The sequence below is a fragment of the Streptomyces asiaticus genome, assembly GCF_018138715.1.
In the GTDB taxonomy this organism is placed as follows: domain Bacteria; phylum Actinomycetota; class Actinomycetes; order Streptomycetales; family Streptomycetaceae; genus Streptomyces; species Streptomyces asiaticus.
The window spans coordinates 6,462,939-6,487,050 of record NZ_JAGSHX010000006.1 but is presented as its reverse complement, the minus strand read 5'-3'; the positions used below and the strand labels follow the sequence as shown (position 1 = coordinate 6,487,050).

The 24,112-nt window shown below is 73.0% G+C and carries 22 protein-coding genes, 1 other RNA gene and 2 pseudogenes; 15 read left to right on the top strand and 10 right to left on the bottom strand.

Features of this window, described 5'->3' with window-relative positions; all coding sequences use genetic code 11:
• The first annotated feature begins 35 nt into the window (after positions 1-35).
• Entirely contained in the window at positions 36-443 is a 408-nt protein-coding gene (locus KHP12_RS35455; RefSeq protein ID WP_308016974.1) for a MerR family transcriptional regulator, read from the top strand.
• Positions 444-845: 402 nt separating this feature from the next.
• On the opposite strand, the gene KHP12_RS35450 is transcribed toward KHP12_RS35455, so the two are convergent.
• Positions 846-1,334: a hypothetical protein gene (locus KHP12_RS35450; protein ID WP_143678395.1), complete on the bottom strand. Its 489-nt coding sequence runs from the start codon at positions 1,332-1,334 to the stop codon at positions 846-848.
• Between the two features lie 93 nt (positions 1,335-1,427).
• On the opposite strand from KHP12_RS35450, the gene KHP12_RS35445 reads away from it, so the two are divergent.
• Positions 1,428-1,793, top strand: a complete 366-nt coding sequence (locus tag KHP12_RS35445; RefSeq protein WP_210609206.1) for a hypothetical protein — start codon at positions 1,428-1,430, stop codon at positions 1,791-1,793.
• Positions 1,794-2,329: 536 nt separating this feature from the next.
• Here the strand turns inward: KHP12_RS35445 and rnpB are convergent.
• Positions 2,330-2,731, bottom strand: an RNA gene (rnpB, locus tag KHP12_RS35440) — RNase P RNA component class A.
• 272 nt (positions 2,732-3,003) lie between these two features.
• Here rnpB and KHP12_RS35435 point away from each other — a divergent pair.
• From KHP12_RS35435 to eda, 4 genes and pseudogenes are all read left to right on the top strand, one after another.
• Positions 3,004-3,333, top strand: coding sequence for a DUF2795 domain-containing protein (locus KHP12_RS35435; RefSeq protein ID WP_086885211.1), 330 nt, complete (start codon positions 3,004-3,006; stop codon positions 3,331-3,333).
• A gap of 30 nt (positions 3,334-3,363) precedes the next feature.
• Positions 3,364-3,824: pseudogene (locus KHP12_RS35430) on the top strand (alpha-amylase family glycosyl hydrolase); the annotation flags it as partial.
• 270 nt (positions 3,825-4,094) lie between these two features.
• Entirely contained in the window at positions 4,095-4,898 is an 804-nt protein-coding gene (gene yaaA, locus KHP12_RS35425) for a peroxide stress protein YaaA (RefSeq protein ID WP_211834077.1), read from the top strand.
• A 115-nt stretch (positions 4,899-5,013) separates the two neighbouring features.
• Complete coding sequence (gene eda, locus KHP12_RS35420; RefSeq protein WP_210609208.1) at positions 5,014-5,673, top strand: bifunctional 4-hydroxy-2-oxoglutarate aldolase/2-dehydro-3-deoxy-phosphogluconate aldolase; 660 nt, start codon at positions 5,014-5,016, stop codon at positions 5,671-5,673.
• A 99-nt stretch (positions 5,674-5,772) separates the two neighbouring features.
• On the opposite strand, the gene KHP12_RS35415 is transcribed toward eda, so the two are convergent.
• The 4 genes from KHP12_RS35415 to KHP12_RS35400 form a co-directional block, all read right to left on the bottom strand.
• On the bottom strand, positions 5,773-7,005 hold the full coding sequence (locus tag KHP12_RS35415; RefSeq protein ID WP_211834076.1) for a bifunctional RNase H/acid phosphatase: 1,233 nt from the start codon (positions 7,003-7,005) through the stop codon (positions 5,773-5,775).
• Positions 7,006-7,009: 4 nt separating this feature from the next.
• Positions 7,010-7,753, bottom strand: coding sequence for a zinc ribbon domain-containing protein (locus KHP12_RS35410; RefSeq protein WP_210610393.1), 744 nt, complete (start codon positions 7,751-7,753; stop codon positions 7,010-7,012).
• Between the two features lie 41 nt (positions 7,754-7,794).
• Positions 7,795-8,643 (bottom strand): Nif3-like dinuclear metal center hexameric protein, encoded by an 849-nt coding sequence (locus KHP12_RS35405; protein ID WP_210609210.1) that lies wholly within the window; start codon positions 8,641-8,643, stop codon positions 7,795-7,797.
• 128 nt (positions 8,644-8,771) lie between these two features.
• The gene (locus KHP12_RS35400; protein ID WP_210609211.1) at positions 8,772-9,806 is read right to left on the bottom strand and encodes an ABC transporter substrate-binding protein; all 1,035 of its coding nucleotides are present in this window, start codon (positions 9,804-9,806) and stop codon (positions 8,772-8,774) included.
• 227 nt (positions 9,807-10,033) lie between these two features.
• On the opposite strand from KHP12_RS35400, the pseudogene KHP12_RS53840 reads away from it, so the two are divergent.
• Together KHP12_RS53840 and KHP12_RS35390 are read left to right on the top strand one after the other, a co-directional pair.
• A pseudogene (locus KHP12_RS53840) lies at positions 10,034-11,236 on the top strand (hypothetical protein); the annotation flags it as partial.
• Positions 11,237-12,068: 832 nt separating this feature from the next.
• The gene (locus KHP12_RS35390) at positions 12,069-12,230 is read left to right on the top strand and encodes a hypothetical protein (RefSeq protein ID WP_210609212.1); all 162 of its coding nucleotides are present in this window, start codon (positions 12,069-12,071) and stop codon (positions 12,228-12,230) included.
• A 76-nt stretch (positions 12,231-12,306) separates the two neighbouring features.
• Here the strand turns inward: KHP12_RS35390 and KHP12_RS35385 are convergent, their stop codons facing one another.
• The 3 genes from KHP12_RS35385 to chsH3 form a co-directional block, all read right to left on the bottom strand.
• Entirely contained in the window at positions 12,307-13,248 is a 942-nt protein-coding gene (locus tag KHP12_RS35385) for a 3-oxoacyl-ACP reductase (RefSeq protein WP_086885418.1), read from the bottom strand.
• Complete coding sequence (locus KHP12_RS35380) at positions 13,245-14,330, bottom strand: Zn-dependent alcohol dehydrogenase (protein WP_086885417.1); 1,086 nt, start codon at positions 14,328-14,330, stop codon at positions 13,245-13,247. The genes KHP12_RS35385 and KHP12_RS35380 overlap by 4 nt, the downstream gene beginning before the upstream one ends.
• A gap of 97 nt (positions 14,331-14,427) precedes the next feature.
• The gene (chsH3, locus tag KHP12_RS35375; protein ID WP_086885421.1) at positions 14,428-15,282 is read right to left on the bottom strand and encodes an enoyl-CoA hydratase ChsH3; all 855 of its coding nucleotides are present in this window, start codon (positions 15,280-15,282) and stop codon (positions 14,428-14,430) included.
• Between the two features lie 317 nt (positions 15,283-15,599).
• Between chsH3 and KHP12_RS35370 the strand changes: the two genes are divergently transcribed.
• Positions 15,600-16,814 (top strand): sensor histidine kinase, encoded by a 1,215-nt coding sequence (locus KHP12_RS35370; protein WP_211834075.1) that lies wholly within the window; start codon positions 15,600-15,602, stop codon positions 16,812-16,814.
• 50 nt (positions 16,815-16,864) lie between these two features.
• Positions 16,865-17,470, top strand: a complete 606-nt coding sequence (locus KHP12_RS35365; RefSeq protein ID WP_086885420.1) for a response regulator transcription factor — start codon at positions 16,865-16,867, stop codon at positions 17,468-17,470.
• Positions 17,471-17,475: 5 nt separating this feature from the next.
• On the opposite strand, the gene KHP12_RS35360 is transcribed toward KHP12_RS35365, so the two are convergent.
• Entirely contained in the window at positions 17,476-18,936 is a 1,461-nt protein-coding gene (locus tag KHP12_RS35360) for an MFS transporter (RefSeq protein WP_210609214.1), read from the bottom strand.
• A gap of 227 nt (positions 18,937-19,163) precedes the next feature.
• Between KHP12_RS35360 and KHP12_RS35355 the strand changes: the two genes are divergently transcribed.
• From KHP12_RS35355 to KHP12_RS35335, 5 genes are all read left to right on the top strand, one after another.
• Positions 19,164-19,844, top strand: a complete 681-nt coding sequence (locus KHP12_RS35355; RefSeq protein WP_210609216.1) for a class I SAM-dependent methyltransferase — start codon at positions 19,164-19,166, stop codon at positions 19,842-19,844.
• A 397-nt stretch (positions 19,845-20,241) separates the two neighbouring features.
• Positions 20,242-21,177, top strand: a complete 936-nt coding sequence (locus tag KHP12_RS35350) for an N-acetylmuramoyl-L-alanine amidase (protein ID WP_308016973.1) — start codon at positions 20,242-20,244, stop codon at positions 21,175-21,177.
• A 162-nt stretch (positions 21,178-21,339) separates the two neighbouring features.
• Positions 21,340-22,179, top strand: a complete 840-nt coding sequence (locus KHP12_RS35345) for a DUF5336 domain-containing protein (protein ID WP_086885603.1) — start codon at positions 21,340-21,342, stop codon at positions 22,177-22,179.
• A 185-nt stretch (positions 22,180-22,364) separates the two neighbouring features.
• Positions 22,365-23,375, top strand: coding sequence for an LLM class F420-dependent oxidoreductase (locus KHP12_RS35340; RefSeq protein ID WP_211834946.1), 1,011 nt, complete (start codon positions 22,365-22,367; stop codon positions 23,373-23,375).
• 100 nt (positions 23,376-23,475) lie between these two features.
• Positions 23,476-23,769: a hypothetical protein gene (locus KHP12_RS35335; protein ID WP_037947102.1), complete on the top strand. Its 294-nt coding sequence runs from the start codon at positions 23,476-23,478 to the stop codon at positions 23,767-23,769.
• Positions 23,770-24,112: the final 343 nt, after the last annotated feature.

The window sequence follows — 24,112 nt, the reverse complement described above, 5'->3', positions numbered from 1 at the left end:
GATGTCAGGTTCAACGAGAAGTGGCGGAGGTCACAGTGAGCGAAGAAGACCAGCGGATGCGCATCGGCGAGCTGTCCGCCCGCACGGGCGTCAGCATCCGCTCGCTCCGGTACTACGAGCAGCGCGGCCTGCTGACCTCCACCCGGACGACGGGAGGGCAGCGGCTCTACCTGGAAGACGCGGTGGACCGCGTGCGCCTGCTGCGCCGGCTGTTCGACGGCGGCCTGTCGAGCGAGACGATCACCGCGCTGCTGCCGTGCGCCGACACCCCCTCGGACGACATCACCGTGCAGGCGTTGGAAGTGATGCGACGTGAGCGCGAGCGGATCGAGGCGCAGATCTCCGCCCTGCTCACCACTCGCGACCACCTCGACGCACTGATGGCCGGGGCGGCGGGCCACCTCGCCCGGCAGCGTGACGACGCACTCGCCGCCACGGCCTGAGGGAGGTACTCGAACTGGCCGCCGGGTCCTGAGCACCTCCCCGGGCTTCAGAGGTCGTTTTCTCCCAGTGTTTCACCCCGGAAATGATTGTTCAGCACGCCCACTGACGGAGTGGGCGTGCCTGACCACGACCTTTGAACTTGCGACGGGGACCCGGGACGGAGACTCACCCTTTCCGAAACGGCAAGCATCCGGAAACTCAGATCTTCACCCATCACAGGGCGCTCCACGGCGATCGACTCGACCCCACGTACCTGAGGGGTGCGGGATCAATGGGGTGATCGTGGCGGGCGTCGAGCCACGCACACCGAGCAGTCGACGGGGGCCGTATGCCGGCCCTCCGGGCAAGCTGTGGCGATGACGCACAGGGAGCCCCCCGCAGCAGTCGCGCAGGAAAAGGCGCTACTGAGTCTTCGACGGAGCCGGTACGGACGCCCAGGTCACATACCCAGCCTCGTCGCCGCGGTACTGGCCGATGTCGTCGACCAGGCGGTGCACGAGATACAGGCCCGGCTCTACCTCCGGATCCGGCAGAGGCCGGTCCATCTCCCCGACGGCGAGCAGGACATGGACCCCGTCGCATGAGATCCGGCCCGCCAGGTCAACACTCGCGCGGTGACGCGCGGTGACGTCGACCAACTCCGTGAGCACTCCGAGCACTGACTCGGCGACGGCTGCGGCTTCCGACATCTCGCCTAGTAGCGCCGGCAGCACCATTGCGGCGAACCGGCGCGAGCGGCGCATGGCTTCGGTGGGCTGGCGTTCGGGGCCGGTCCGGAACTCGAGGGAGTTCTCCGCGCTGAGGACCTGCGAACCAGCGGGGCTGCGCCTGGCCGCCGGGGGCCGCAGACTGGAGGCCCAGGTGAACTCTTGCTCAGTGGGATGGGCCACCACCCGAACCCCTTGCACGCAATTCGGATCAACTGGTGCACGAACGGGCTGGGGGCGGAAATGGGTGGCGACGAGAGAGACGAGCCACACACCTTGCAGGAGAAGATCGTCTACCTGCTGGATCACGCGTTCCCGGATGGAGCACCGAGCGACCGCGAGTTCTGCCGGATCGTCGAGAGCCACGGAGGCGCCCTCTCCCACAGCTACTTCGGCAAGCTGCGCAAAGGCCAGATCACCGAGGTACGCGACGAGACCCTGCAAGCCCTGGCCCTCGGCTTCGGCATCGCCAACTGGCGCTTCTTCAAAGACCAGACCGACGTCGTAGAAGACGTCATGGCGGGCCTCGCGCTCCTCGCGGGAACCCGGACCGGCGACATCAGCGGCATCGCGGGCCGCAGCATCGGCGAGGAGGGCATGTCCGCCGAGATGCTCGACTTCGTCCTCGAGCAGGTCCGCTAGTTCCAACAGGGCGACGGCAGCCCCGAGGCCACGACCTCATAGCGAACACTTGTTCACAGCCGGTCGATACCATCACCCCCACCCCTATCGCACACCGCTGCGAGAGAAACCAACGTCGAGGCCGCTGATGTCCCTGCGCGAGCCGCTGCGTAGAGTCTGCGAAGACGGGTTAGCCAACCTTCCCATCCCAACGAAGTTCAGCATCCCCGCCCTCGTGCGCAACATGGAACAGGCCCGCCACCGCCGGATCGTGCTCGTCCCTCTACCGGACCGGATGGTGCAAGCCAGCAGTGGCTGCGCTGTACGCTCAGGCACCGCGGCGGGACCACCCAGATGGCCCAGGCCAGAAGCCAACTCCAGCAGGTCAGGCCCTGTCGCCGCCGATCTCCGGCCCTAGGGCTCATGGCTACTTTCATGGCTACGTACGTAGCCACATAGCCCCGTTTGAACCGGTGCGGACCGGGGTCTGGCCAAGCTCCCGTTTCCACGAAAAAGGCCCCTGACCAGCAATTTCCCTGATCAGAGCCCCCTAGCGGCGGACGAGTCGGCCTGTACGCCGGGTTCTGTCTCCCGGGGGCCTTGCGGCCCTCGGGGAGGCGGCCATCCATCTAGGACCGGCGTTGCCGCCGGTCTCGTGCGGTCTACCCGCGGACTCGGGCGGGCAGCCCTCGATCGTCCGCGCAGAGCCGCCTTGCGGCGGCTCCTCTTGACCTTGCTCCAGGTGGGGTTTACCGAGCCGTCCGAGTCACCTCGGACGCTGGTGGTCTCTTACACCACCGTTTCACCCTTACCGGGGGCCGAAGCCCTCGGCGGTCTGTTTTCTGTGGCACTGTCCCGCGGGTCACCCCGGGTGGGCGTTACCCACCACCTTGCCGTGTGGAGCCCGGACGTTCCTCGGCGGGATCCGAAGATCCCGACGCGACCGCCCGGCCGGCTCGTCCGCCGTAATGACCATGATACCTGGCGAGGCGGCCGGACGGCTCAGCGGAAGCACGCCGTCTCCCACCCGAAGGAGAACGGTCAGGGCAGGTCGAGTGGCTTGTCGAAGGGGACCGTGACGTGCTGCCGGTAGTCGGTGGCTCCGGGTCGCTGAAGGGTCGCGGGCCGCGGTTCCGCCCCCCTTTGCTCCGTTCTGGGCGGTTTCCCCGATGGGCCCCCGGGCACCCGGGGGCCGTCCTGCGGACGGTCGAGGCGGTTGCGAGGAGGGCCCATGAGCGACACGGATGTGAACAAGGTGCTCGACGCCGTGCGGGATGTCGATTTCCCCGCGGACAAGGACGAACTGCTGGACGCGGCGCGGCGCGCGAATGCCTCGGAGGGGGTCGTCAAGGCGTTGCGCGGTATTCCGCCGGAGGAGTACCAGAACCGCGAGGAGGTGGCACGGTCCGTGCGGGTGCCCCCGGACTCGGATCTGGGGCACAGTCCCGGGCAGCGCGGGGAGCAGGCCCGGCGGGGCGGCAGACCGGGGCAGTCTCAGTATCTGCGGGACGTGCCGAAGCCCCCGGTCGAGGAGGAGCAGGAGCGGGGCCGGGAGCGCTGACTCGGCCACCGGCCCGCGCCACCGGCACCGGCCGCCGCCCATGCCCGGTACGTCTTCCGCGACGGGCGCGGCCCGGACGGCTCGCTTCCGCCCACCGACTGGGTCTCCTGCTTCGGCGGCCCGGCGTGGACCCGGCTCCCCGACGGGCAGTGGTATCTGCGTCTGTTCGCGCCCGAGCAGCCGGACCTGAACTGGGACCACCCGGAGGTGCGCACCGACTTCCTCGCCACGCTGCGCTTCTGGTCCGACCGCGGCGTGGCGGGCTTCCGCGTCAACGTGGCCCATGGCCTCGCCAAGGACCTGGCCGAACCGCTGCGCGACATCGAGGACATCCGGGCTACGGCCCGGACGAACTGCCCGAGGACGGCAGCCATCCGCTGTGGGACCGCGATGAGGTGCACGGCATCTTCCGCGAGTGGCGCAAGGTGAGGGACGAGTACGACCCGCCGCGGATCGCCGTGGCCGAGGCGTGGGTCCGCACCTCCCGCCGCACGCCCTGAGCGCGGGGGTGCTGCACTTCCGGCGCTCCACCGGCTGCACAGCCTGAGCAATCTCTCGGCGGGCCCGGTGCCGCTGCCGGAGGGCCTGGAGGTGGTGCTGGCCAGCGGTCCGCTCGAGGGGGAGGCCGGCACCGTGGACCGGGTGCCCGCGCAGACGACGGTCTGGCTGCGTGAGCGGGAGGTCGTAGGCTGCGGGCGGGGCGGGGGTCGTTCTCCGGGCCCGTCCCGCGCCCTGCCGCCAACCGTTCGAGGAGATCCGCCGTGCTCGTCCTGCTGCCGCCGTCCGAGGGAAAGGCCACGGGAGGCTCTCGCTCCCCGCTGGACCTGGGAGCGCTGTCGCTGCCCGAACTGGGCGAGGCACGGGCGGAGGTCCTGGACGAGCTGGTGTCGCTGTGCTCGGGCGACGAGACGAAGGCCGCCGAGGTGCTGGGGCTCAGCGAAGGGCTGCGCGGCGAGATCGCGAAGAACGCGGCGCTGCGGGAGGCCGGGACCCGGCCCGCGGGCGAGATCTACACCGGGGTGCTGTACGACGCGCTCGGTCTGGCCACCCTGCCCACCGCCGCCCGGCGCCGGGCGGGCCGGTCGCTGCTGGTGTTCTCCGGGCTGTGGGGCGCGGTGCGGATCGGCGACCGCATTCCCTCCTACCGCTGCTCAATGGGGGTGAAGCTGCCGGGGCTCGGCGCGCTGGGCACGTACTGGCGGAACCGGACCCCGATGGCCGAGGTGATCCCGCAGGCCGCCGGGCGCGGACTGGTGCTGGACCTCAGGTCGGCGGCGTACGCGGCGGCGTGGAAGCCGAAGGGTGCGCTCGCCGAGCGTACGGCGACGGTGCGGGTGCTCCAGTCGAAGATCGTGAGCGGGGTGGAGAAGCGGTCCGTCGTCAGCCACTTCAACAAGGCGACGAAGGGCCGGATGGTACGGGACCTGCTGACCGCCGAGGCCACGCCGAGCGGTCCGAGCGAGCTGGTGGAGGCGCTGCGGGGGCTCGGGTACGTGGTGGAGGCCGCGGTGCCGGAGCGGGCGGGGCAGGCGTGGAGGCTGGACGTGGTGGTGACCGAGCTGTAGGGCTTGGGGAGCCAGGTGGCGTTCCGAGCTGCGGCGCCCGGGAGCAACCCTGACGATGCGTGGGCGTTGCGACATACGCAACCACCATTGCGCAGTGCGCCGCACCGCGGGCAGGATGGGCACCGTGACTAGCACCGCGCCCTCCCCCGGTTCCCCGGCGTCCTCGCTGCTCGATCTCGCCCCCGTGATCCCCGTGGTCATCGTCCATGACGCGGCCCAGGCGGTCCCGCTGGCCCGTGCGCTGGTGGCGGGCGGGCTGCCGGTGATCGAGGTGACCTTCCGGACGCCCGCCGCCGCGGACGCGATCCGGGCGATCGCCGACGAGGTTCCGGGCGCGGTCGTCGGCGCCGGTACGGTCCTGACCCCGGAGCAGGTGGAGACGGCCGTCGCCGCCGGGTCGCGCTTCCTGGTCACGCCCGGCTGGACGGACCGGCTGCTGGGGGCGCTCGACGCGTCCGGCCTGCCGTATCTGCCGGGCGTTTCGACCACTTCGGAGGTCGTGGCGCTGCTGGAGCGCGGGGTCGAGGAGATGAAGTTCTTCCCGGCGGAGGCGGCCGGGGGCACGCCGTATCTGAAAGCGCTCGCCTCACCGCTCCCCCGGGCCCGCTTCTGCCCGACGGGCGGGGTCAACGCCTCGAACGCCCTTGGGTATCTCTCCCTCCCCAACGTCGGCTGCGTGGGCGGCACTTGGATGCTGCCGCCGGACGCGCTGGACGCGGGCGACTGGGCTCGGGTCGAGTCCCTGGCCCGGGAGGCGGCGGCACTGCGGCGGTGACGGCCACCGCGGTAAGCGCCGTGACGGCCGCCGCGGGGCGGCACCTTGGCAGCCCCCCGCCCCCGCGATCGGCACCGTGACGGCTACCGCCGTCAGCCCCTACCGCAGATGCGCCGTCTCGTTCAGCAGCCGCAACGACGCGTTCCCGTCCCCGTAGTACGCCACCGCCGTCAGCGAGGCCGCCGAGAGCTCCATGCGGAACAGGGACTCCGGCGGGGCGCCCAGGGCCAGCCGGACCAGGGTCTTGATCGGGGTCACATGCGTGACCAGCAGCACCGTACGGCCCGGGTAGCGGGCGATCAGCTTGTCGCGGGTGAGCGCGACCCGGCGGGTGACCGCCGCGAAGCTCTCGCCGCCGCCGGTGGGGGCCACCTCCGTGGAGGCCAGCCATGCGTCCAGGTCGTCCGGGTAGCGCTCCTTGACCTCCGCGAAGGTCAGGCCCTCCCAGGCGCCGAAGTCCGTCTCCCGCAGTCCCTCTTCGACGCGGACTTCCAAGCCCAGGCGCCGGGCCACCACCTCGGCGGTCTCCCGGCAGCGCCGCAGCGGTGAGGCGACGACGGCCTGGATGGTGCCGCGTGCGGCGAGCGCCGCCGCCACCCGCTCGGCCTGGTGGCGGCCCACGTCGGAGAGTGCGGGGTCGGTACCGCCGCTGCCGGAGAAACGCTTCTCGGGGGTGAGCGGGGTCTCCCCGTGCCGGAGCAGGACGAACGTGGCGGGGGTGCCCAGATCCGCCGAGCCCCAGCCCACCGCCGGGGCGGCCCCCGTGGCGGAGGCGGGCCCCGTGGCGGAGGCGGCCCCCGTGGCCGGGGCGGCCCCCGTGGCGGCGGGCTCGGCGAGAGTGTCGTCGGCGGGCGCGGCGGCCTCCGGCGCGCCCGCCGCCAGCGTGCCGCCGGGCGGCACCTTCGGCTGCCACCGCTCGCCCCGCTTGCCCGCGTCCATGGCCTCGTTGGCGAGCCGGTCCGCGTGCTTGTTGTTCTCGCGCGGGATCCACTCGTACGTCACCTGGCCGGGCGGGACGATCCTCTTGGCCTCGGCGGCGAGCGGCCGCATATCGGGGTGCTTGATCTTCCAGCGGCCCGACATCTGCTCGATGACCAGCTTGGAGTCCATCCGCACCCGGACCTCGGCCGCCGGGTCCAGGGCGTGCGCCGCCCGCAACCCGGCGATCAGGCCCTTGTACTCGGCCACGTTGTTGGTCGCGGTGCCGAGGTACTCGGCCACCTCGGCGAGCGTCTCACCGGTCTCGGCGTCGCGCACGAGGGCGCCGTAGCCGGCCGGCCCGGGGTTGCCCCGGGACCCGCCGTCCGCCTCGACGATGAAGCGCCGCGCCATCGGCCTACAGCCCCGACTCGGGCGTACGGACCAGGATCCGGCGGCAGTTCTCGCAGCGCAGCACCGTGTCGGGGGCCGCCGAGCGCACCTCGTTGAGCTCGGTGATGGCGAGCTCCTGGCGGCAGCCGTCGCAGCTGCGCTGGTAGAGCCGGGCCGCGCCGACGCCGCCCTGCTGCTCGCGCAGCTTGTCGTAGAGCTTCAGCAGATCGGCGGGGATGGTCCCGGCGATCACCTCGCGCTCCTTGGTGGCGGTCGCGATCTCGGCGTCGATCCCCTCGGCCGCCGCGTCCCGGCGCGAGATGGCGTCAGCGATCTTGGACTGGAGGGACTCCACCCGCTCGGTCAGCTCGGCGGCCCGCTCCTGGACGGACTCCCGGCGCTCCATGACCTCCAGGACGACGTCCTCCAGGTCGCCCTGGCGCTTGGCGAGGGAGGCGATCTCGTGCTGGAGGTTCTCCAGGTCCTTCGGCGAGGTGACGGCCCCGGAGTCCAGGCGCTTCTGGTCGCGGGCGGCGCGCTGGCGCACCTGCTCCACGTCCTGCTCCGCCTTGGTCTGCTCGCGGGCGGTGTCGCTCTCCTCGGTCTGCGCGGCGATCAGCAGGTCGCGCAGCTGGGTGTGATCGGCGTTCAGCGTCTCGATCTCGGCGTGCTCGGGCAGCGTCTTGCGCTTGTGCGCGAGCTGCGACAGCCGGACGTCGAGCGCCTGGACGTCGAGGAGGCGGATCTGATCGGCGGGCGCGGCATTCAGCGTGGGGCTCCAGGGGAGTCGAGTTGGGGACGGAAACGAGGTCAGGGGGTCGAGCGAGGGGCGGCGGGGGCCGCGGCGTGGGCCGTCCAGGGGTCGGTCACGATACGGGAGACATGCGTCCGCAGACCCCACCCGTGCCGGTCGGAGATCTCGTCCAGCTGGGCCGCGGCCTGCTCGGTCCAGGGCCATTCGGTGGCCCAGTGCGCGGCGTCCAGCAGGGCGAGATCGCTGTGCTCCCGCGCCTCCGACGACGGGTGGTGGCGCAGGTCGGCGGTGAGGAACGCGTCGACCCCGGCCGCGCGCACCGCGTCGAAGAGGCTGTCGCCGGAGCCGCCGCTGACGGCCACCCGGCGGACGGTGCGGTCCGGGTCGCCCGCGGCGCGGATGCCCTGCGCGGTGGCGGGCAGCCGGGCGGCGGCGCGCCCGGCGAACTCCCGCAGCGTCTCGGGGTGGTCGAGCTCGCAGATCCGGCCCAGTCCGCGGCGGCCCTCGGGGTCGGTGGCGTCGGGCACCAGCGGACCGACGATCCGCAGGTCGAGCGCGCCGGCGAGGGCGTCGGAGACGCCGGGGTCGGCGGTGTCGGCGTTGGTGTGCGCGACATGCAGGGCGATGTCGTTCTTGATGAGCGTGTGCACCACCCGGCCCTTGAAGGTGGAAGCGGCGACCGTGGTGGTCCCCCGCAGATAGAGCGGATGGTGGGTGATCAGCAGGTCGGCGCCGAGGTCCACCGCCTCGTCGGCCACTTCCTGGACCGGGTCGACGGCGAACAGCACGCGGGTGACCTGGGCGTCGGGGTCACCGCACACCGTGCCGACGGCGTCCCACTGCTCCGCCCGCTCGGGCGGCCAGAGGGCGTCGAGCGCGGCGAGGACGTCGTTGAGTGCGGGCACGGGGCAAGGCTACCTCCCGGATCACGGCTGAGCCCTGCCCCGGCCTTCACTCAGCGCGACCACCGCGACGCCCGGTCGCCGTGGTCGCGGATCAGTCGTCGTCGCGGATCAGTCGCCGTCGTCGCGGATCAGTGGACGAGGTAGCCGCGCAGATCGTCCAGGACCCGGTCGGCGGCGGTGACGCCGAGACCCAGGTACCAGGTCTCCTCGTCGACGTATCGAGCCCGGCCCGCCTTGACCGCCGTCAGCTTCTTCCACAGCGGGTTGGACTGCGCCTGGTCGCGCTTGGTGGCCTTGGGGTCGCCGTAGACACCGGTGAAGATCCAGTCGGCGTCGGCCTCGTTGATCCGCTCCGGGCCGATCTCCGCGGCGAGGTCGTCGACCTGCTGGTTCTTCGGGCGCGGCAGACCGACGTCCTGGAGGATGGTGCCGATGAAGGACGCCTTGGCGTAGAGCCGGGTGGCCTGCGGCATGAAGCGGAGCATGGTGATCGTCGGCTTGTCGGCGCCGATGTCCTCGCCCAGCTTCTCGGCCTTCTTCTCGTACGCGTCGAGGGAGCGCTCGGCCTCGGCGGTGCGGTCCAGGGCCGCGGCGTTGAGGCGGTAGTTCTCCTTCCAGGTGAAGCCGGGGCGGATGGAGAAGACGGTGGGGGCGATCTGCTTCAGCTCGTCGTAGAGCGGCTCGGCGCGCAGCTTGCTGCCGAGGATCAGATCGGGGTGGAGGGCGTTGATGGCCTCGAGGTTGAGGTTGTTGATGGTGCCGACGTTCTTCGGGTTCCCGGCGTCCTTCTTGAGGTAGTCGGGGATGGCCTGGTCGCCCTCGGAGGGGGCGTAGCCGACCGGCTTCAGCCCCAGCGAGACCACGTTGTCGAGCTCTCCGACGTCGAGCACCACGACCCGCTTCGGCTTGCTCTTGAGCTCGGTCTTTCCCATCGCGTGGGTGATGGTGCGGGGGAACGCGCCGGGCTTCGCGTCCGTGCCCAGCTTCGCGGTCTCCTCGGCCGCCTTGCCGAAGTCCTTGCCGCCCTGGGCGACCGACTTCCCGCCCCCGCCGTTGCGCTTGCCGCCGTCCGCGCCGTCGTCCGACGATCCACAGGCGGTGAGGGAGAGCGCCCCGGCCAGGGCGAGGGCGAGGGCGGCACTGCCGCGGACGCGCAGGGACATGACGGAGCTCCAGGGATAGCTGGGCGCGCCCGTTCTCCCGGGCGCGCCGATCGCACTTAGGTGTGCCTTACTTTAATCACAAACCATCCCCGCGTCGCTTACAGCACATTCACCCCCGACCTCTCAGGCGAATCGGGCAAGAGCCACACTTACGGGTGGAGCGCGCCTATTACGGCCTTCGGCAGGAAGTGCGAAAACTACGTTCAGTGGCCGGAGGTGAGTGACCGATGACTGCCTGTGCCTTCGACACCGCCCTCACCGGGGGCGTCGGCCACCGGCCACGAGGGGGTTTCACCATCGCCTCGGACCGCTCGTACGGCGCGCGGCTCGCGCTCGGCGGGGAGACGGGCTGCTGGTACCCCGAGCGCTGGACGCTGGACGGCCCGGAGCCCTACGCCGTACCGCTGCCCGCCGCCCAGCCCGAGGAGCCGGACAGCGAGTTGCTGCCGCTGGCCGACGGGCAGGTGCTCATCCACCGCCGGGTGGCCGGCCACCACACCTTCTCACTGCTCTACCCGACCGGCCCCGGCACCGGCGAGCGCCCGCTCGGCGGCATCGACCGCGCCGAGGTCTCGCTGCTGCCGCCCCCGCCCGGCGGCCTGTGCGCGTTCGCGCTGGGGCGCGGGGCGCGGTCCACCTCCGTCTGGCTGCTGTTCGGCGGCGGCGTCCTCGCCCCCCAGCACCTGGCCGAGGTGCCCGGCCGATGTACGGGCGGCAGTTGGCTGGACCGTACGGGCCGGCTGCTGGCCCTCGACCGCGAACTCGACGGCCGTACGAAGGCCGTCGTGGTCGATCTGCGGCGCGGCGGCGAGACCAGCCCGCTGCTCCAGATCACCGAGCGCAGCGACGACCGGCTGCTGCTCGCCGACCCCGACAGCGGTCTGCTTCTCGTACGGTCCGACGCACCCGGCGAGCAGCGACTGGGCTGGGGCGTGCTGGGCAGCACCCGGCCGGTGCGGTTCCCGGACTGTCTGCGGCCCGCGGGGTGGTCGGAGGCCACGCCGTTCGCGATGCAGCCGGGGCAGGTGCTGACGCCCGAGGTGTGCGCGGTCGCCTTCCGCATCGACGGACGGGGCGGATCCGGGGCCGGGCCCGGGGCCGGGGCCGGGCGGCCGTGGGTGGGCGTATGGCGCCCGGCGGAGCGGCGGCTGCGCGAGTTCCCGGCCCCGGAGGGCTGGCTCCCGGGCGCGGGCCTGTGGACGAGGGACGGCGAACTGCGCCTGCCGTACGTCACCTCCCAGGTGCCCTGCGGGCTGGCCAGGGTGCGCCTATCCGGGGCGGCGGGGGCCGCTGGGTCGGCACCGAGGCTGTCGGGGGGCTTGTGGGCGAGCGGTGCCACGGGCCACGCGGCGGCGGAGCCGTCAGGGGTGGGGTCGTTCGGGACGGGGTCGTTCGGGACGGCGGAGGCGCGATGGAGACCCGACGCCCCGACGGGGTCGTGGCAGCAGGACGACACGGCGGGGCCATGGAGACCGGGCGCCACGGCGACGCCGTGGGGGCCGGACGAGGCGACGACGCCGTGGGGGCCGGACCAGGCGACGGGAGCGCGGCGGACCGCGCGGGTGACACCGGCGACCCAGCCGTCCGGCCAGGTGGCGGAGGTGTCCGGCCCGGTTCCGGCCGAGGCGCAGGGCGTTCAGGCGTCGCGGGCGACGGCGCCCGCGGCCGGGATCGCGACCAGGATCACACCGTGGACCCGGGTCGGCGGGCCCGGCGCGTCCGCCCCCGTGCGAGCGTCCGGGCCGACGCCAGAGCCGACGCCGATGCCGTCCCGGGCACCCGAGCCGATGCCGCTACGGGAGCGGGCGCCGATGCCCGTACACCAACCGGTGCCGATGCCCGTACACGAGCCGACGCCGCTGCCCATGCACGAGATGCCCGTACACGAGCCGACGCCACTGCCCGTACACGAGCGGGTGCCCGAGCCCGAGTGCGGATCCGGGGTCGAGCCGTGGGGTGGGACCGGGTCGTGGGCCGGGGTCGAGCAGGAGATGGGGCCCGAGCCGGAGCCCGCCCCCGGGGCCGGTCTGAGCCCCGCCCTGCGGCCCGTACCGCTACAGCAGGCACCGCTCGCTCGGCCACCCCGGCCGCGGCCACCCCGATGGGTCCGGGATCACCCACTTGGTTAGACTGAGTCAGGGGCTGCGCATCCCTGCGTTCACACGTGGGACGCCTCGGGTGATGCGCATGGAACGTCGTGCGACATCGTGGTCAGCCCCTTTCGCACAGTACAAAGCGATCTGACGGGGTGACGTACCCACCATGTCCGAAACCCACATCGACACGACTCAGGCGCGCCCGCGGGACGCCGCCGCGGCCCAGGCCGATGGCGCTCAGGGCAAGCACCGGGGGCAGGCCGCGTCCGAGGAGACCCAGGCACCGGTCCACGGCCGCCACCGTCGCCCGAACGAGAACGGCTCCTGACGACCGTCAAGACCCCAAGACCGTAGGTGCCCCGGGGGCGTCCCGCGATCGCGGGATGCCCCCGGCCGGCGGCACCTCACCCCCGCTTGAGCCCCAGCACCTCCACCGCCGCGAAGCCCTCCCCGCCCCGCTCCGCGAAGTACGGCGTCAGCGCCGCGTCCAGCTCCTCGAAGCCGAAGGCGTCCCCCTTCGCGTCCACCTTCGCCGCCACCTTCGGCCGCTCCAGGATCGCCAGCATGCCGCCGTGCACGACGAACACCTGGCCGTTCACCTTCGCCGCGGCCGGTGAGGCGAGATAGCCGACCAGCGGGGCCACGTGTTCCGGGGCGAGTGCGTCGAGGCGGCCGTCCTCCGGGAGCTCGAAGTCGGCGAAGACGTCCTCGGTCATCCGGGTGCGGGCGCGCGGGCAGATGGTGTTGGCCGTCACCCCGTACTTGGCGAGGGCCACCGCCGTGGAGGTGGTGAGCCCGACGATGCCGCCCTTGGCCGCCGCGTAGTTCGGCTGGCCCGGCGAACCGGCGAGGAACGCCTCGGAGGAGGTGTTCACCACCCGGCCGTGCACCGGGCCGCCGTCCGCCGCCTTGGACCGCTCGCGCCAGTGCGCGGCGGCGAAGCGGATGGTGTTGAAGTGGCCCTTGAGGTGGACCCGGATCACCGAGTCCCACTCGTCCTCACTCATCGAGAAGACCATCCGGTCGCGCAGGATGCCCGCGTTGTTGACCAGGATGTCCAGCGTGCCGTAGGTGTCGATCGCGAGCCGGACCAGCTCGCCCGCCTGCCCGAAGTCGGCCACGTCGCCCGCGTGCGCCGTGGCCCGGCCACCGGCCGCGCGGATCTCCTCGGCGACCTGTTCGGCGGGTCCCGCCGATGCCTCGCCGCTGCCGTCGCGTCCGCCCTGCCCGTAGTCGTTGACGACGACACTGGCGCCCAGCCGCCCCAGCTCCAGGGCCTCGGCACGGCCGAGGCCGCGCCCGGCGCCGGTGACGATCGCGGTCTTCCCGGTCAGCGGGCCGGTCACATCTCGATGCATGTGCGCAGCGCCTCCCCGGTCCGCATCTGGCCGATCGCGTCGTTGATCTCGCCGAGCCGCACCCGGTGGGTGATCAGACCTTCGAGGTCGAGCCGGCCCGCCCGCCACAGGTCGATGGTGCGCCGGTAGGAGCGGAGCACATCGCCGCCGCCGTACAGCGAGGGCAGGATCCGCTTCTCGTCGAAGAACAGCTCGAACATGTTGAGCTGGAGGAAGTCGTCCAGCGCCCCGGCGCCGACCACGCACAGCGTGCCGCCGCGCCGGGTGATCTCGTACGCCCGGCGGGCGGTGGCGGAGCGGCCCACGACCTCGAAGACGTAGTCGAAGCCCTCGCCCGCCGTGACGCTGTTCTTGGCGGTGTCGAGACCGTCCGGGGCCACCGCCTCGGTGGCGCCGAAGCGCAGCGCGGCCTCGCGCCGCGACTCCACGGGGTCGACGGCGACGATCTGCGCCGCGCCCGACGCCCTCGCCCCCTGGATGACGCTGATGCCCACCCCGCCGCAGCCGATGACCGCGACCGATGAACCGGCCTCCACCCGGGCGGTGTTGAAGACGGCTCCGAGCCCGGTGGTCACCCCGCAGCCGATGAGCGCCGCGATGTCGTACGGGACGTCGTCGGGGATCGGCACGGCGCAGGGCGCGGCCAGGACGATCTCCTCGGCGAAGGTGCCGGTCCCGGACATGCCGAAGACGTCCTCCGGGCTGCCGCCCGGGCGGCGGAAGTTGGGGGTTCCGGCGTTCATGAACCCGGTCAGGCACAGCTCGGTCTGACCGCGCTGACAGGACGGACAGCCGCCGCACGCGGGCAGCCAGCACACCAGCACCCGGTCGCCGGCGCTCAGCCCGGTCACCCCGTCGCCCACCTCGAGGATCTCGCCCGCGCCCTCGTGGCCGGGGACGAACGGCGCGGGCTGCGGCAGCACCCCGGCCATCGCGGAGAGGTCGGAGTGGCACAGCCCGGTGGCCCTCAGCCGCAGCCGGACCTTGCCGGGGCCGAAGCCCACCGCCTCGATGTCGTCGAGGACCTCGAGCTTGTCCTGTCCCGTCTCGTGAAGTACGGCTGCGCGCACAGCGGCTCCTCGTGATGTCGAGCGTGCGTGTTCTCGAGCGTGCGTGGTCTCGAGCGTGCGTGGTCTCAGGCGTGCGTGGTCTCAGGCGTGCGTGGTCTCAGGCGTGTTCGACGATGGTGTCGGTGAGGACCGGTGCGTCGTCCCGCTCGACGGCGGTCGCCGTCACCTGGACGCGCCCCTCGTCCTGCCACATCCGGACGCGCAGGGTCTCGCCCGGATACGCGACCCCGGCGAAGCGGGTGGTGTACGAGCGCACCCGGGCCACCTCCCCGTCCAGCGCCGTGTCCACGACCGCCTTGAGCACCATCCCGTACGAGCACAGCCCGTGCAGGATGGGCTTCTCGAACCCCGCCAGCTTGGCGAACTCGGGGTCGGCGTGGAGCGGGTTCCAGTCCCCGGAGAGCCGGTAGAGCAGCGCCTGGTCCTCGCGGATGGCCCGCTCCACGGTGCGGTCCGGTTCGCGGGCCGGGGGCTCCAGGCGGTCGGAGGGGCCACGCTCACCGCCGAAGCCGCCCTCGCCCCGGACGAAGATCCGGGTGTCGCAGGTCCACAGCGGGCCGTCCGCGTCGGCCACGTCGGAGCGCAGCACGATGACCGCCGCCTTGCCCTTGTCGTAGACGGCGGCGACCTTCGAGGTCTGGGTGGCGTCCCCGCCGAGCGGGATGGGCCGGTGCAGTTCGACGGTCTGGCCGCCGTGCAGGACCGCGGCGAGGTCGACGTCGATACCGGGTGCGGCCATGCCCCCGGCGACCGCCATCCCGCCGCCCGCGACGGTCGCGAAGCTGGGCAGCACATGGAGCTTGCTCTCCAGGGTGTAGCGGAGCTCCTGGGGGTCGGTCGCGGGGATTCCGGCGCCGATGCCCAGGTGGTAGAGCTGGATGTCCTTCTGCCCCCAGATGAGAGCCGTGCTCCGGGGTTCGGCCGAGACGGCCTTCGCGACATCGATGGGCATGGGGCGACACCACTCCTTGGTCCGCTCGCTGGGCCACGGTCCGAAGACCCCGGCCCGCCCGTCCGCACCGTCGGCCGTGCCGGGGTCGTCGCTGGTCGGCAGGGTCACGTCGTCCGCGTGGACATGTAGAACGCGTTCTAGCCGATGGCACCCTGTATAGCCCAATCGCCCCGAAGGGGGAAGGGTACGGACGACGCGCGCTGACGGCCCGTCAGGTGGCGGCGACCTGGGTGCCGAAGGCCCCGGGACAAATGTCACGGCCATCCCCCGACATCCGCATCTGCCCAGCTCATACGGGGATCCGTAAGGTCGGACGCATGTATGCCGCCGAGCACATCGAGCGCCTCAAGCCACCGGGCCGCCTGGCCTTCGTGCCCTGGCTCTTCATGCTCACGGGGGACGTGCAGGCGCTCTTCAAGGGGAAGACGCCGCTGCCGTGGCTCGGCGGCGCGGGGGTGGCGGCCTTCATGGCGCTCTATCTCACCACCGTCTTCACCGCCCTCGACGAGCGCCGCCGCCACACCAGGACCCCGCTGCTGGCGCTGGCCGGGTTGGCGGCGGTCACCTATGCGCTGGGCATCGGCTACGCCGGGAACTGGCTGCTGTGCTTCCCACTGCTGTCGCTGGCCTCCGGGATCGTGCTGCGCGGGGGGAGGCGGAAGCTGGGGCCCGTCATCATCACCCTGTCCGTCTCCGCCGGAATCATCGCCGGGCTCCGCGGCGGCGCCTCGGACTCGCTCACGGTCTCCTACGGCACCATGCTGTCCGGCCTGGTGACGGCGGCCATCCTGTCGCTCTTCGAGACCGTGGCCCAGCTCCGCGCGACCCGCCAGGAGCTGGCCCGTACGGCGGTGGAGAGGGAGCGGCTGCGGTTCTCCCGCGATCTGCACGACCTGCTCGGCCACACCATGTCGGTCGTCGTGGTCAAGGCGGAGGCGGTGCGTCGGCTCGCCCCGAAGAACCTGGAGGCCGCGCTGGGGCAGGCCGCGGACATCGAGGCGGTGGGACGGCAGGCGCTCACCGAGATCCGCGAGGCCGTGACCGGCTATCGCGAGGGCAGTCTGGCCACCGAGCTGGACCGGGCCCGCTCGGCGCTGGATGCCGCCGGTATCGAGGCCGTCGTCCGCCGCGAGGGGCCGCCGCTGGCCCCGCAGACCGAGGCGCTGCTGGGGTGGGTGGTCCGCGAGGGCGTCACCAATGTGGTGCGGCACAGCGGGGCGTCCCGGTGCGAGATCGAGGTGCGGAGCGGCATGGACCGGGTACGGCTGGAGATCACGGACGACGGGGGCGGCGTAGGCTCCCGTGCCACCGGTACGAACGCGGACGGCGGTCCGAAGACCGGCAGTCCGACGACCGGCAGTCCGACGACCGGCGGTACGGGGCTCAAGGGCCTGGCCGAGCGGCTGGCCGCGGCGGGCGGCTCGCTGGAGTCCGGCCCCGCCGGGCGCCGGGGCTTCCGGCTCGTCGCCGAACTGCCGGTGGATACGGAGGACGTGGTGGAGGCCGAGGTCGAGGGAGCCCGGACGTCGTGAACGAGGCGGAGGACGCGCAGGGCGTGCAGGGCGTGCGGGACGCGACAGGCGTGATCAAGCTCCTGCTCGCCGAGGACCAGGGGATGATGCGGGGCGCGCTCGCCCTGCTGCTGGGGCTGGAGGACGACTTCGAGATCGTCGCGCAGCTCGGGAACGGGGACGAGATCGTGCCCCGGGCCCTGGAGACCCGGCCCGATGTGGCGCTGCTCGACATCGAGCTGCCCGGCCGCAGCGGTCTGGACGCGGCCGGCGCGCTGCGCGAGGCGCTGCCGGAGTGCCAGGTGCTGATCCTCACCACCTTCGGCCGCCCCGGCTATCTGCGCCGGGCGATGGAGGCGGGGGCGGCCGGGTTCCTGGTCAAGGACGGCCCGGTGGAGGAGCTGGCCGTGGCGATCCGCCGGGTGCTGGCCGGTGAGCGCGTGATCGACCCGGGCCTGGCCGCCGCCGCCCTCAGCGCGGGCCCCAACCCGCTGACCCAGCGCGAGCGCGATGTGCTCTCGGCGGCGGTGGACGGGGCGACGGTCGCGGACATCGCGGCCAAGGTCCACCTCTCCCCCGCCACCGTGCGCAACTATCTCTCCTCGGCCATCGGCAAGACCCAGACCCGCAACCGCATGGAGGCCGTCCGCGCCGCCCGCCAGAACGGCTGGCTGTAAGGCGGCTACGAGGAGCCGCGGGTGACCGCGACCGCGGGCGTACGCGGCAGCAGGACGGCCATCAGCACCACCGCCGTCGCGATGATCCCGGTGGCCACCACGAAGGCGCGGCCGTACCCGGCCGCGAGCGCCTCAGGCCCACCTCCGCCGTGCGCCGTGATCCGCTCGGCCGCGACCGTGGCCAGCACGGTCAGGCCGAGCGCGCCGCCGAGCTGCCGTGAGGTGTTGACCAGCCCGGACACCAGCCCCGCCTCGGAGGGGGCGGCGCCGGAGGTGGCGGAGGCGGCGAGCGGGGTCATCATCAGCCCGCTCCCGAGCGACATGATGATCGCCGGGCCCAGGACCGTCCCCACATAGGTGCCGTCGGCGCCCATCCGGCTCTGCCACGCGTAGCCGACGACGGCCAGCGAACCGCCCACGATCGCCAGCAGCTTGCCGTCCACCCGGGCCATCAGCCGGGGCGCGAGCTTCGAGCCGAGGACGATCGACAGGCTGTGCGGGAGGAAGGCGAGACCGGCCTTGACCGGGCTGTAGTGGAGCACGTTCTGGAGGTAGAGCGTCATGAAGTACCACATGGCGAACATGCCGCCGCCGCACACCACCATCACCGCGTTCGCCGCCGACACCGCCCGGATACGGAACAGCCGCAGCGGCATCAGCGGCTCCTCGGTCCGTGCCTCGACGGCCACGAACACCGCGAGCAGCACGAGCCCGGCGAGCAGGGGGCCGAGCGAGGCGGCGGCGGTCCAGCCGTGCGGTTCGGTCTGCACGATGCCGTACGCGAGCGCCGCGACGCCCGCCGTGACCAGCACCGCGCCCGGTGCGTCGAGCCGCCGCGCCGTCCCGGAGCGGCCCTCGGCCAGCCACACCGCCGCGGCCACCAGCACCACGATGCCCACCGGCACATTGACCAGCAGCACCCAGCGCCAGGACAGGTACTCGGTGAGCACACCGCCGACCAGCGCGCCCGCCGCGCCCCCGCCGGCGCCGACCGCGGTCCAGGTGCCGATGGCCCGGTTGCGGGCGGAGCCGGTCGGGAAGGTGGTGGTGAGGATGGTGAGGGTGGCCGGGGAGAGCACGGCCGCGCCGATGCCCTGAAGGGCGCGGGCGGCGATCAGCTGCCAGGGCTGCTGGGCGACACCACCGGCCAGGCTGGCCGCGGTGAACAGCCCGAGCCCGGCGAGGAAGACCCGTTTGCGCCCGAAGAGGTCGGCCGCGCGCCCGCCGAGCATCAGGAACCCGGCGAAGGTGAGCGCGTAGGCGTTCACCACCCATTGCAGCCCGGTCTCGCCGAGTCCCAGGTCCGTACGCATCGACGGCAGCGCGACGTTCACCACCGATATGTCGAGCACCACCAGGAACTGTCCGGCGCAGGCGGCCAGCAGGACCGCCCACACGGGGGGCGGGGTGCGCGGGGCCCGGGCGGCGGCCGCGGTTTCCGAGGGGAGGGGCGCTGGGGTGGACATGACGGCGATGCTCGCATCCGGAACCCCTCATACGCATCGGCATTTCCGCGCATTTGGGTACGGCGCAAGACCTAAGCCCCCCGCTGGACGTGTCGCGATGCGCCGTGGGCCGACTGCGGCGCCGTCGTAGCTGGCTCTGACCCGCTGAGTACCTCCCCGGTGGGCACCCGTCACGGGGCCGTGGCCCCGGGCGCCGCGGGCCGATGGCGGTGCGGCAGGATGAGCGGGTGACTCAGCCTGCTGCCGCCGCCGCGCCCGCGGCCCCCGACCGCACCGTGCTCGACGCCTTCGAGGCGGCGAAGGGCTTCATGCCGCTGGACGAGGGGCTTGCCCTGTATGCCGCGGCCGTGCGGGCGGCGGCGCCGGGGCTGCCGCTGGTGGAGGTCGGCACGTACTGCGGGCGCTCCACGATCCTGCTGGCCGACGCCGCCCGCGCGGCCGGGACGGTCGCCGTGACCGTCGACCACCACCGGGGCTCCGAGGAGCAGCAGCCGGGCTGGGAGTACCACGACCCGGAGGTGGTCGACCCCGAGGTGGGGCGGATGGACACACTGCCCACCTTCCGCCGCACCCTCCACCGGGCGGGCCTCGAGGACCACGTCATCGCCGTGGTCGGGCGGTCCCCGCGGGTCGCGGCGGTGTGGGGGAAGCCGGTCGGGCTGGTGTTCATCGACGGCGGCCACACCGACGAGCACGCGAGCGCCGACTACGAGGGCTGGGCGCCGCATATCGCGCCGGGCGGGCTGCTGGTGATCCACGACGTCTTCCCCGACCCGGCCGACGGCGGCCAGGCGCCGTACCGGATCTACCGCCGCGCGCTCGCCTCCGGCGCGTTCACCGAGGTCTCCGCCACCCGCTCACTCCGCGTCCTGCGCCGCACGGCGGGCGCCACCGGCCCCGGGGCCTGAGGCCGGGGCCTGAGGCCGGGGCCTGAGGCGCCGCCGCCCCGCCCGCCTGATCGCGAGCACATGGCCGGGCGCCCGGCTTGGCCCCCCGCCCGCCCCGGTGACGGTTGGCGGCCGACGCCCCGCCCCCGGCGACAGGCAGCGGCCGACGCCCCGTCCCCCGCTGAGGCATCCGCGGTGAGCGCGCCCGCGCGGCCGGGGCCTGCCGGAAGGCCGGCGGCCGCCACGCCCGGTGACAAGGTGCGGCGCCCGCCCCGGCCGAGGCGACCCGGACGAGGCGGCGCGGACGAGGCGGCGCGGACGAGGCGGCGCGACCGCCGAGGGCTGGGCGGCCGGGCCCGCCGGGCCGCTACCCGCCCGGCGCCCGATGTGCACCGGCCGGGCCGCTACCATCGCCCGCGTGTCCTACGGCAGCTTTCCTCCAGAGCCCGGTCGTCGCCGCGGCACCCTCGCCATCGTTCTGGTGGCGCTGATACCGACCTGCTTCGTCGGCTGGCTGCTGTGGAGTTCCCTGGGCGGTACGAAGGACGACGGCGCGGGCGGGGCGGGCGGGACGGGCGGGCCCACGACCTCCTCGACGTCCTCCCCGCCGCCCCCGTCGTCCGGCGCGTCCGCCCCGCCCACCCCGCCCGCCTCATCCGGGGAGCCCGGAGCGCCCGGAAAGCCCCTCGAGGGCAAGGTCGTGGTGATCGACCCCGGCCACAATCCGCACAACCGCGACCACCCCTCGCGGATCGCCCGGCTCGTGGACATCGGCACCGAGAAGAAGGAGTGCGACACCACGGGCACGGCCACCAACTCCGGTTACCCCGAGGCGTCCTTCACCCTCGATGTGGCGCGCCGCGCCCGGACCCTGCTCGAAGCGCGCGGCGCCACGGTGCGGTTCACCCAGGACGGCGACCGGCCGTACGGGCCGTGCGTGGACGAGCGCGCGGAGATCGGCAACAAGGCCCACGCCGACGCCGTGGTCTCCGTGCACGCGGACGGCGCGGCCGCCGGGGAGCGCGGCTTCCATGTGATCCTGCCCAAGTCCGTACGCGGCGGCGGCGCGGACACCTCCGCCATCACCGCGCCCTCCCGCCGGCTCGGCGAGCGGCTGCGCGGCGATTTCGCCAAGGCCACCGGCAGCGGGCCCGCGCAGTACATCGGCGACGGCAGCGGGTTGGACGTCCGGGGCGACCTGGGCGGGCTCAACCTCTCCACCGTTCCCAAGGTGTTCATCGAGTGCGGCAATATGCGCGACTCCCAGGACGCCGCCGAACTGACCGATACGGCGTGGCGGGAGCGCGCGGCGCGCGGTATCGCGCAGGGCATTACGGACTTCTTGAACGAGTAGGGCTTCCACAACCGAACGGGAGGTCACGACCGGGATACCGATGGGACACCCCCGGCCTCCGCGGCCGGATTCACCCGTACGATGGGGCCCACCCCCGACGCCTTCGCGCTATCGCGCCTGGCGGCAGCGCTCGTACAGACGAAACCGACAAAGGACCTCACGTTGAACATCCGCTCGCTCACTCGAGGCGACGGCGTGGTGATCGGAGCAGCGGTGTTGCTGTTCATCGCCTCCTTCCTCGACTTCTACACCGTCGACTGCGGCGGTAGCAGCTTCTGCAAGGACGCCGGTGAGAACGGATGGAAGTCCAGCTTCTTCCCCGTACTGCCGTCGATCTTCCTGGCCGGCCTGATCGCCGCGGCGCTCATCGTCTCCGCGCGTTTCCAGCCCGCGGGCCGCAACCTCTTCGGGCTCTCGCTCGACCAGTGGGGCTCGGCGCTCGCGGTCTTCGCGGCCTGGAGCTCGCTGTGGACCATCATCGGTGGCCCGGACGGAGTCGACAAGGGCGTCGGGCAGATCCTCGGCCTGATCGCCACCCTGGCGATGGCGGCCGTCGCGCTGCTCACGCAGCGCGTCCCGGCTCTCAAGGCCCCGCTGATGAACGCCTCCGGCCCGGCCCCGTCCCCGTACGGCGCCCAGGGCCCGCAGCCGGGGTACGGCTACCCGGGTCCGGGCGGTGCCCAGCCCGGCGCCCCCGCGCCGTACGGCACCCCGCAGCCGGGCCAGCCCGGCCAGCCGCAGCCCGGCCAGTCCTTCGGCGGCCAGCAGGCTCCGGCCCCCACCCCGCCGGCCGCGGGTGGCGGGGACTTCGCCCCGTTCTGGTTCGCGGTCCCGGTGGCCCGTCCGCTGTACGCGGAGGACGGTTCGTCGAGCACCATCGCCGAACTGGCCCCCGGCACCTGGTACCTCGCGGTGGAGCAGCGCGGTCAGGCGCTGGTCGCCCAGACGCAGGACGGCCGCCGCGGTGTGCTCCAGGACACCACGGGGATCCAGCGCGGCTGACCCGCACGTGCGCGATGGACATGCGCACACGGGTCGCATGACGCACCCACGGCCCCTCGCCCGTCACGCTCGGGCGAGGGGCCGTTGCCATGTGCGGCCCCGGCCCGTACAGTCCGGCCGGTGTGCGGCTGACGTGCCGTCAGCCGTCGTTCTCCACCCTGTCCGGCGGAACGAGGGGGCTCGACATGCGGCTCGGTCTGGCGCTCGGCTACTGGGGCCGCGGCCCCGACCCCCACCATCTGGAACTCGCCCAGGAGGCGGAGCGGCTGGGCTACCACTCGGTGTGGACCGCCGAGTCCTGGGGCTCGGACGCCTTCACCCCGCTCACCTGGCTCGCCGCCCACACCACCCGGATCGCGCTCGGCACGGCGGTCGCGCAGATGGCCGCCCGCACCCCCACCGCCACCGCGATGCAGGCGCTCACCCTGGACCATCTCTCCGGCGGCCGGATGATGCTGGGGCTGGGGCTGTCCGGACCGCAGGTGGTCGAGGGCTGGTACGGACGCCCGTTCCCCAAGAGCCCGCTGACGGCGACCCGGGAGTATGTCGAGGTCATCCGGCAGGTGCTGAACCGCGAGGCGCCGGTGCGGCTCGACGGGCGCTACCATCCGCACCCCTACGCCGGTCCGGACGCCACCGGCCTCGGCAAACCCCTCAAGCCCATCGTCCATCCGCTGCGCGCCGACCTCCCGGTGCTGCTCGGAGCGGAGGGGCCCAAGAACATCGCCCAGACCGTGCGCATCGCCGACGGCTGGCTGCCGCTGTACTGGTCGCCGTCGCGGACGGAGCTCTACCAGGCGACGCTGGCCGACGCCCGGGACGGCTTCATGGTGGCGCCGATGACACAGGTGCGGGTGTGCGCCGATGTGGCGGAGGGGCTGAAGCCGGTCAAGGCGATGCTCGGCTTCTACATCGGCGGGATGGGCCACGCGGCCCGGAACTTCCACGCCGATCTGATGGCCCGCTTCGGCTACGAGGCCGAGGCGCGCCGGGTGCAGGAGCTGTTCCTGGCGGGGCGGCGCGCGGAGGCGATCGAGACGGTGCCGGACGCCTTCGCCGATGAGATCTCGCTGGTCGGGCCGCGTGAGCGGATCGCGGAGCGGCTGGAGTTGTGGCGCAAGGGCCCGATCACGGATCTGCTGGCGCTGGCGCCGGACCTCGGGACGTTGCGGGTGCTGGCGGAGCTGGCGGGCTGAAACGCGGACCGAAGCGCGTCGTACCGGGCCGACCGACCGCCTCGTACGGGTGTGCGGTCGCGCTGGGTTTGGCCTCGCTTCGCGGGGCAACACGTGAGGCATGTCACGAAGTTATCGCCACGGAAGCAACCAGGCGGCGACCGTCGTGGCGGTCGTCGCGGACGTCATGGCCGTCATCCTCGGCCTCTGGATCCTGTTCGCCCTGCTCGACGCCAACCGCGCCAATGACCTCGTCACGGTGGTCCATGACGCGGCGAGCTGGCTCGCCGGCTGGTCCCATGACCTCTTCACGATGGACACGGACTGGCTCCGCACCGTCCTCAACTACGGCCTCCCGGCCGTGGTGTACCTCTTCATCGGCCACGCCATCGCGGGGCGGCTCCGCCGCGGCTAGCGGGCGTCCGACGGTACGTGACGCCTGGCGGCGGGCTGTTCCCCTCCCCGCCCCTTCCCACAACTGGGGCTCCGCCCCAGACCCCCGGGGGCTGGCCCGACCTGTCGTCGATCGTCCGCGGCGCCGTTGTGGCCGGTCGCGCCCACGCGGCGGAGCCGCACATCGGCACAGCCCCGCGCCCCTTCGGGGCGCATCGATACGCGGCTCCGCCCCTGGACCGCGGGGTCTGGGGCGAAGCCCCACCACGCGGCGGAGCCGCATATCGACGCTGTGGGAAGGGGCGGGGAGGGGAAGAGCCCGCCGCAGGCGCACACGGCGGAGCCGCACATGGACACAGCCCCGC